This is a genomic window from Kitasatospora sp. NPDC048239, from assembly GCF_043202015.1.
GTDB lineage: Bacteria > Actinomycetota > Actinomycetes > Streptomycetales > Streptomycetaceae > Kitasatospora.
In genome coordinates this window covers 321,373-329,005 of the sequence record NZ_JBICZP010000003.1, presented here as the reverse complement: position 1 = coordinate 329,005, position 7,633 = coordinate 321,373, and the positions used below count along the sequence as shown (strand labels likewise).

Annotated in this window: 9 protein-coding genes; 7 read left to right on the top strand and 2 right to left on the bottom strand. The window is 72.6% G+C overall.

The genetic code is table 11. The features are described from left to right. Positions 1-162: 162 nt before the first annotated feature. Positions 163-1,023, bottom strand: a complete 861-nt coding sequence (locus ACGFZP_RS09275) for a DUF5324 family protein (protein WP_392930266.1) — start codon at positions 1,021-1,023, stop codon at positions 163-165. A 212-nt stretch (positions 1,024-1,235) separates the two neighbouring features. On the opposite strand from ACGFZP_RS09275, the gene ACGFZP_RS09270 reads away from it, so the two are divergent. Continuing rightward, on the top strand, positions 1,236-1,760 hold the full coding sequence (locus tag ACGFZP_RS09270) for a peptidylprolyl isomerase (RefSeq protein WP_392930265.1): 525 nt from the start codon (positions 1,236-1,238) through the stop codon (positions 1,758-1,760). 85 nt (positions 1,761-1,845) lie between these two features. Then, positions 1,846-2,751, top strand: coding sequence for a rhomboid family intramembrane serine protease (locus tag ACGFZP_RS09265; protein WP_392930262.1), 906 nt, complete (start codon positions 1,846-1,848; stop codon positions 2,749-2,751). A 412-nt stretch (positions 2,752-3,163) separates the two neighbouring features. On the opposite strand, the gene crgA is transcribed toward ACGFZP_RS09265, so the two are convergent. Continuing rightward, a complete protein-coding gene (gene crgA, locus ACGFZP_RS09260) occupies positions 3,164-3,412 on the bottom strand; it encodes a cell division protein CrgA (RefSeq protein ID WP_392930261.1) in 249 nt (82 codons plus the stop codon). Between the two features lie 173 nt (positions 3,413-3,585). Between crgA and ACGFZP_RS09255 the strand changes: the two genes are divergently transcribed. The 5 genes from ACGFZP_RS09255 to ACGFZP_RS09235 all read left to right on the top strand — a co-directional run bounded on the left by ACGFZP_RS09255 (position 3,586) and on the right by ACGFZP_RS09235 (position 7,426). Continuing rightward, positions 3,586-4,347, top strand: a complete 762-nt coding sequence (locus ACGFZP_RS09255) for a DUF881 domain-containing protein (RefSeq protein ID WP_392930260.1) — start codon at positions 3,586-3,588, stop codon at positions 4,345-4,347. A 71-nt stretch (positions 4,348-4,418) separates the two neighbouring features. Then, positions 4,419-4,595 carry a hypothetical protein gene (locus ACGFZP_RS09250; RefSeq protein WP_392930258.1) on the top strand — a complete coding sequence of 59 codons (177 nt, stop codon included), beginning with the start codon at positions 4,419-4,421 and terminating at the stop codon, positions 4,593-4,595. 55 nt (positions 4,596-4,650) lie between these two features. Next, positions 4,651-5,316 (top strand): aminodeoxychorismate/anthranilate synthase component II, encoded by a 666-nt coding sequence (locus ACGFZP_RS09245; RefSeq protein ID WP_392930256.1) that lies wholly within the window; start codon positions 4,651-4,653, stop codon positions 5,314-5,316. 4 nt (positions 5,317-5,320) lie between these two features. Continuing rightward, complete coding sequence (locus tag ACGFZP_RS09240) at positions 5,321-6,433, top strand: class E sortase (protein WP_392930253.1); 1,113 nt, start codon at positions 5,321-5,323, stop codon at positions 6,431-6,433. Positions 6,434-6,568: 135 nt separating this feature from the next. Beyond that, a complete protein-coding gene (locus tag ACGFZP_RS09235) occupies positions 6,569-7,426 on the top strand; it encodes a class E sortase (protein ID WP_392930251.1) in 858 nt (285 codons plus the stop codon). The last annotated feature ends 207 nt before the right edge of the window (positions 7,427-7,633 follow it).

The window sequence follows — 7,633 nt, the reverse complement described above, 5'->3', positions numbered from 1 at the left end:
TTTTTTTTTTTGTGGCAGGTGGGGGGATTTTCAACTGATTAGCCGTGTTTTAGTTGACACATACCCACAATTTTTACCGGCCGCGCACGGGGCGGCGGCCCCCCCCCCCGGGCCCCCCGGCCGTTCTGCTGTCCGGGCTGTCCGGGCTGTCCGGATGGCCGGTCAGTGCGGTTTGCGGGGGTCGTGCGGCTTGGGGTGCTCGTCGTCGGAGCCGGGCGTGCCGGGTGCGGGGTCGGGCCCGGGGGCGCCGCCCTGGGCCGAGGCGGCGGCCGAGCCGTTCACCGGGGCGTCCGCGGGGGTGTCGGCGCTCGCGGCGTGCGCGCCGCCGGTCGGGGCCGCCGAAGGGCCGACCGAGCCGCTCGCAGGGGCGTTCTGCGAGCCGTTCTCCGGGTCGAGGGCGGACGACGGCTCGACCAGCCACTCGGGGTCGCCCTGGTGGCGCCACCACTGCCAGATCAGGATGCCGCCGCCGATCGCCAGGGCGCCCGCCACGGCGAGGCCGGTGGCCCAGCCGTTGCGCTGCTCCCTGCGGCGGTTCCTGGCGGCGAGGTCGCCGATCTCCGCGGAGGTGACGTGGCCGTGCAGGGCGGTCAGTGCGGCCGCGCCGCGGATCTGGGCCTCCTGGGCGGCGGGGACGACGGTCGCGCGGGCCCCGTCGACCACGTAGGTGACCCGCGGGCCGACGGTGGCCCGCGCCTGGTCGGCGGCGCGGGCCGCGGAGTGGCGGGCGGCCAGTGCGGCCTCCTGGGTGCGGTGCAGCGCCTTGAGGGCGTTCTCCTGGGCGTCGGGCGGCAGGCTGGCGAAGGCGTGACCGAGCTGCGGGGCGACGCGCCGGTCGTACTGGACGCGCACGCCGTGGGCGGCCTGGGCGGCCTTCGGGCCGATCGAGTCCAGGGCGGGGCCCAGTCGTTGCTTCGCGCCGTCCGCGAGGTGCACCGCGGTGTCCTTGGCGGTGGCGGCGTAGGGCGCGAGGGTGTCCCGGGTCTTTCCGGCCGTCTCACGAGCTGAGTCCAAACGGGTCACGAGTCTCTCCTCCTCGGTGGCGTCCTATATGCACATATCCACCTGAATGCTGATCATGCATCCTGATTCGCCCACCGGCACTCCGGAGTGGGCCACGCGCGGTAGCGGGGCAGGACGGCGGGGAGTCCGCAGGGGAGGACGGCGGCCGGGGTGGGCCACAGGGGGCGTGGGATGATTCCCGCTGTTACTGACGTAGACAGGAAGGCAGTCCAGTGGCCGAGGAACTGTTCGCCACCCTCAAGACCAACAAGGGCGACATCAAGATCAAGCTGTTCCCGAACCACGCCCCGAAGACGGTGGCCAACTTCGTGGAGCTCGCCGAGGGCAGCAAGGAGTGGACCCACCCGGGCACCGGCGCCGTCTCGAAGAGCCCGCTCTACGACGGCACGATCTTCCACCGCGTGATCTCCGGCTTCATGATCCAGGGCGGCGACCCGCTGGGCGTCGGTGTCGGCGGCCCGGGCTACAAGTTCGCCGACGAGTTCCACCCGGAGCTGTCCTTCAACCGCCCGTACCTGCTGGCGATGGCCAACTCGGGCCCGGGCACCAACGGCTCGCAGTTCTTCGTCACCGTGGTGCCGACCGACTGGCTGAACCGCAAGCACAGCATCTTCGGCGAGGTCGCCGACGAGGCCGGCCGCAAGGTCGTGGACGCCATAGCCTCGGCCCCGACCGGCGGCCAGGACCGCCCGCTGGACGAGATCCGGATCGAGTCGGTGGAGATCACCCGCGCCTGATCCGGCCGCAGTACGCTGACGATCCCGGTGGTACTCCGTTCGGCGGGGCGCCGCCGGGATCGCGTACGAGAAGGGGAACCCGCTGATGCTCCCGGACGAGCCCAGGCCTCCGGCCGACCGCCCTCCGCGGGCCGACGGCGGTTCAGGGCTGCCCGGCTGCTACCGGCACCCGGACCAGGAGACCGGCATCGGCTGCAGCCGGTGCGGACGGCCGATCTGCCCGCAGTGCATGGTGAGCGCCTCGGTGGGCTTCCACTGCCCGGAGTGCGTCGCCGGCGGCCACCGCGAGGTGCGGCGGGCGACCACCCGGTTCGGCGGGCAGCTCACCGCCGACGGCGGGCTGGTCACCAGGATCCTGGTCGGGATCAACCTGGTGGTCTTCGTCCTGGCCGCCTACGTGCTCACCCCGTGGCTGGCCGAGGACCTCTCGCTCTTCAGCGTCGGCCCGCAGATCACCGGCTTCCCGTACGGTGTCGCGGCCGGTCCCGACCAGTGGTACCGGCTGCTGACCGCGGCCTTCCTGCACACCGCGCCGTGGCACGTCGCCACCAACATGGTGGTGCTCTGGGTGATGGGCCCGCCGCTGGAGGCGGCCCTCGGGCGGCTGCGCTACCTCGCGCTCTACCTGCTCTCCGGCCTGGCCGGGAGCGCCTTCGCCTTCCTGGTGGCCGGCGGCTTCATGAACTCGCTGGGGGCCTCCGGGGCCGTGTTCGGGGTCTTCGGCGCCACCGCCGTGATGTACCGGCGGACCAGGACGCCACTGGGCCCGGTGGTCGCGCTGCTGGTGTTCAACCTGATCGTCACGTTCTCGGTGCCCGGGATCGACTGGCGTGCGCACATGGGCGGACTGGTCGCCGGGACGCTGACCGCGATCGGGCTGATGTACGCCCCGCGCGAGCACCGGAAGGCCGTCCAGGGGCTGACCCTGCTCGGGATGCTGGCCGTGGTGCTGGTGATGGTGCTGGTCGGAACGGCCCGCTACGGCGGGTGACGCGACCCGCGCGTTTGTCCACAGCGGGTGGGGAGTTGTGCACAGCCGGTGTGCCCGACCCGGTGTGGACGATTGTTCTACGCGTGTCCTGCTGTGCGTATTCGGCATTCGGGGGAGCGCGTGCGGGGATCTGGAAAGCGCGCCCACTCCAAGTTATCCACAGGCTGTGGGGACTTTTCCCCAGTGTGGATAACCATGTGGATAAACGCGATAACGAGATGGGCGGACGATCCGACCGCAGCCGGGTCCACACCCTCACCGCCGTGGAACCCGGGCCCGGACAGCATGGCGCACCGCCCCGGCGGTCGGGCCGGGGCGGTGCGGACGCGCTCGGATGTCCGGTGCGTTCAGGCGCTCGGCGTGCTCGGCGTACTCGACGGCACGGTGCGCTCCGGGGCTGCTGCGCCCGGAGCTACTTCCACTGGGTGGAGACGCCGAACCCCGCGGCGATGAAGCCGAAGCCCACCAGGATGTTCCAGTTCCGCCAGCTCTCGACCGGCCAGCTGCCACTGGTCACGTAATAGGTGACGATCCACACCAGGCCGACCAGGAACAGCGCCAGCATCAGGGGGGCCACCCAGCTGCGGCCCGAGCTGATCTTCACCACGGCCGTCGTCGGCGGGGTGTAGTCGGACTTCTTGCGGAGTCGAGACTTCGGCACGAGGAGCTCTCCTGTCGATGCGCTGTGAGACCGCGCAGGGTGCAGCGGGGGGTGAGGCGGCAGTATTGATGGCTGTGCCGGAAAGCAATGGGGACCGATCCCACACATGCCACCGGCGTCCGTTAGCGTAGTGGCTCGGCGGGTCTGAAGTAGATAAGGGTACGGTGCCTAATTTGTCGATTCCCCCTCAGCCCGCCCGCACCCGTGCCTCCGGCACCCGAATTGTCGGCCGTGCCCTGACCTGCGCCGTCTTCGCGCTGGCCGGACTGCTCTTCTACATCAGCGCGCAGACCGCCCGCGGCACCGACCTGCGCACCGACAACTCCCTGCTGAGCCTCGGCGACGTGATACGCCAGCGCAGCTCGCAGAACCAGCAGGCCCAGGCGCAGCTCGCCGACCTCCAGGCGCACTCCCAGCAGCTCACCGAGCAGCAGGGCCAGAGCCCGGCGGACGCCGCCCGGCTCGACGCCCTCCAGCAGGCCGCGGCGCTGGAGCCGCTGCAGGGACCCGGTCTGACCGTCACCCTGAACGACGCCCCGCCGAACGCGACCGCGCGCATCCCCGGGGTGCCCGAGCCGGGCGTGAACGACCTCGTCATCCACCAGCAGGACATCCAGGCGGTGGTCAACGCGCTCTGGCGGGGCGGCGCCGAGGGCGTCCAGGTGATGGACCAGCGGCTGATCTCCACCAGCGCCGTCCGCTGCGTCGGCAACACCCTGCTGCTGCAGGGCCGGGTCTACTCGCCGCCCTACGTGGTCAAGGCGGTGGGCCGCACGGACGCGCTGCGGGCGGCGGTGGACGGCGACCCGACGATCCGCACCTACCTCAAGTACGTGCAGGCCTACGGGCTGGGCTGGAAGGTCCAGGAGAGCGGCGAGCTGACGGTGCCCGGCTACTCCGGCACGGCGGACCTGCGCTCGGCCGGCGGGCAGTAGCGGCGGCCCGCCGCCCGGGCCCGGATCACGGGTCTACTCTTGACCCCAGTCCGTTACGTCGAGGGAGCACCATGTACGGCTGGATCTGGCGCCATCTTCCGGGGAACTCCCTGGTCCGGGCCGTCATCTCGCTGCTCCTCGTCCTGGGGGTGGTCTACCTCCTGTTCACCTACGTCTTCCCGTGGGCGGAACCGCTACTGCCCTTCGGCGACGTCACAGTGGACGGCGGTGACGGCGCCGCCGGCTGACCCGGCGGCCCTGCTCCTCCTCCCCGTCCCCGCATCCCACGGAGATAGCGTCCGAATGACCACCCAGCTGACCTCGCCGCCCCGCATCCTGGTCGTCGACAACTACGACAGCTTCGTCTTCAACCTGGTCCAGTACCTCTACCAGCTCGGCGCCACCTGCGAGGTGGTGCGCAACGACGAGGTGACGGTCGATCACGCGGTGCGCCGCGACGGCGGGGCCGGCTTCGACGGGGTGCTGCTGTCGCCCGGGCCGGGCGCGCCGGAGGAGGCCGGGGTCTGCATCGAGATGGTGCACCACTGCGCGCGGATCGGGCTGCCGGTGTTCGGCGTCTGCCTCGGCCTGCAGTCGATCGCGGTGGCGTACGGCGCGGTGGTCGGCCGTGCGCCGGAACTGCTGCACGGCAAGACCTCGCTGGTCGAGCACGAGGACGGCGGGGTGTTCGAGGGCCTGCCCTCGCCGCTCACCGCGACCAGGTACCACTCGCTGGCGGTCGAGCCGGCCACCGTGCCGCAGGAGCTGGTGGTCACCGCCCGCACCGAGAGCGGCGTGATCATGGGCCTGCGCCACCGGGAGCTGCTGGTGGAGGGCGTGCAGTTCCACCCGGAGTCGGTGCTCACCGAGGGCGGGCACCGGATGCTCGCCAACTGGCTGGCCGAGTGCGGCGATCCGCACGCGGTGGGCCGTTCGGCGGGGCTCGCCCCGGTGATCGGTCGGGGCTGAGCACGTGACCGCGGTGCGTCCGGAGGGGCGTTACCAGCCGGGGGCGGACCAGTACGGGGGCGATCCGTACGGACGGGGCGGGCAGCCCGCCGCGCCGTACGGCGGGCAGCACTACCAGCCGTACCCGGGGCAGCCGGGCCACTCCGCGGAGAGCGGCACGGCCGAGGACGGCTGGGGCGTCTACGACCCGGCCGCGCCGCCCGGGCCGGCCGACCCGCAGCCGCCCGAGTACCCCTGGCTGGCCGACCAGACGCTTCAGCTGCGCCTGCCGCAGCTGCGCGAGGACGCGCAGCCGACCGGCGGGCGGGCCGAGCGCCGCCGCGCCGCGCAGGGGCGGATGGCGGTGCGCTCCGGCAACGGGCGCCGGCGGGCGGGGGGCCGGGCCGCGGCCGGGGCCGCGGCACGCCCCAAGGAGTCGCTGTTCGTGGTGGCCGCCCGGATGGTCGGCGAGCTGTGCATAACGCTGGGCCTGGTGATGCTGCTCTTCGTCTCGTACCAGCTCTGGTGGACGAACGTGCAGGCCGACGCCGCCGCCGACGGCGCCCGCAACCAGCTTGAGCACCAGTTCGACGCGGCCCAGCCGGCGCCCGCCGCCGCGCCCGGCGCACCCGCTCCCGGCCCGCCCAAGCCGGAGGTGTTCGAGCCGGGCAAGGGCTTCGCGATCATCCATCTGCCGAAGCTCGGCCTGAAGTTCCCGATCGCCGAGGGCACCTCCAAGCCGGCGGTACTCGACAAGGGCCTGGTGGGCCACTACAGCGGCACCGGGATGCCGGCCGACAAGGCGGGCAACTTCGCGCTGGCCGCGCACCGCAACACCCACGGCGAGCCGTTCCGGCACATCAACCAGCTGACCAAGGGCGACAAGATCGTGGTGGAGACGGCGACCGCCTACTACACCTACGAGATCACCGGCGGGATCCCGGAGACCCCGCCGTCGAACGTCAGCGTGATCAAGCCCGTCCCCAGCGGCTCGGGGTACAACCAGGCCGGCCGGTACATCACCCTGACCACCTGCACTCCGGAGTTCAGCTCCAAGGCCCGGCTGATCCTCTTTGGCAAGATGACCGAGGAGCGGCCGCGCAGCCAGGGCAAGCCGCCCGGTCTCACGGTCGGCTAGAACCGGTCCGCGCCTCGGTGCGCGGACCGGGTCGTGGACCCGGCCCGGTCGATCCGTCAAGATCGACCGGACCGGTCCTGGCGACCGGGGACGCCCGCCGTCCGGTGGAGGCGTCCAGGCAGACGGGGAGAACAGGTGACCCAGGTGAGTGGTGCGCAGACCGGCGACCCGGCGGAGGAGGCCTTCCCGCCGCCCCCGCCCGCCCGCCGCCGGGGCCGGGGCCGGGCACTGGTCGCGCTCGGCCTCTTCGGCGAGCTGCTGATCACCCTCGGCCTGGTGCTCGGGCTGTTCGTCGCCTACTCGCTCTGGTGGACGGACGTCCTGGCGGACCGCTCCGCCGCCCAGGCCGCGGACCGCCTGCGCGACGCCTGGGCGGCCGGCCCCAACACCGCTCCGGTCGTTCCCGTCCCGACCCCGATCCCGATCCCGATCCCGGTACCCGCCCCCGCCGCCGGGTCGCCCGCGCCCGCCTCGCCCACCGCGGTGCCCCCGCCCCTCGCGACCGGTGAGGCCGTCGGCTTCCTGCACGTCCCGGCGATGGGCCGGGACTTCCAGGTGCTGATCCGGATGGGCACCGACACCGCCACCCTGGCCGAGGGCGTCGCCGGGGTGTACGAGCAGCCGTACCGTGCCGCGATGCCCTGGGACGCGAGCGGCAACTTCGCGCTGGCCGCCCACCGGGACGGCCACGGGGCGAAGTTCCACGACCTCGACGCCGTCCACAAGGGCGACGCGGTCGTGGTGGAGACCAAGGACACCTGGTACGTCTACCGGGTCGACAGCACCCTGCCGGAGACCTCCAAGTACGACACCGGCATCGTCGCGCCCGTCCCGAAGGGCTCCGGCTACCAGGCCCCCGGGCGGTACATCACCCTGACGACCTGTACGCCGGTCTACACCTCGCGCTACCGGATGGCGGTCTGGGGCAGCCTCGTCCGGGCCGACCCGGTGGACGCCCGGCGGACCCCGCCGTCCGAGCTGCGGCACGGCTGACCTCCCGGGCCCTCCGGGGCCGTCCCCGCCCGCGGGCCCGGGGGAGGGCCGGAAGGCGCCCTGAGCGGCCGTGGAGCGGCTACCGGGGCCCAGGGCCGGGGCGGGGCCGGGGAAAGCCGCGGAGAACGCCCGAGGGGCCCGTCGCAGGCCGGTGTGCACCGGTTGCGACGGGCCCTCGGGTTCACCTCAGAACCAGGGGAACCAGGG

What these genes read in the sequence shown, in the direction of transcription:
- ACGFZP_RS09250 (WP_392930258.1), top strand. Translation starts at nt 4,419, where the DNA reads ATGTACGGCTGGATCTGGCGCCATCTTCCGGGGAACTCCCTGGTCCGG.
- ACGFZP_RS09265 (WP_392930262.1), top strand. Translation starts at nt 1,846, where the DNA reads ATGCTCCCGGACGAGCCCAGGCCTCCGGCCGACCGCCCTCCGCGGGCC.
- ACGFZP_RS09245 (WP_392930256.1), top strand. Translation starts at nt 4,651, where the DNA reads ATGACCACCCAGCTGACCTCGCCGCCCCGCATCCTGGTCGTCGACAAC.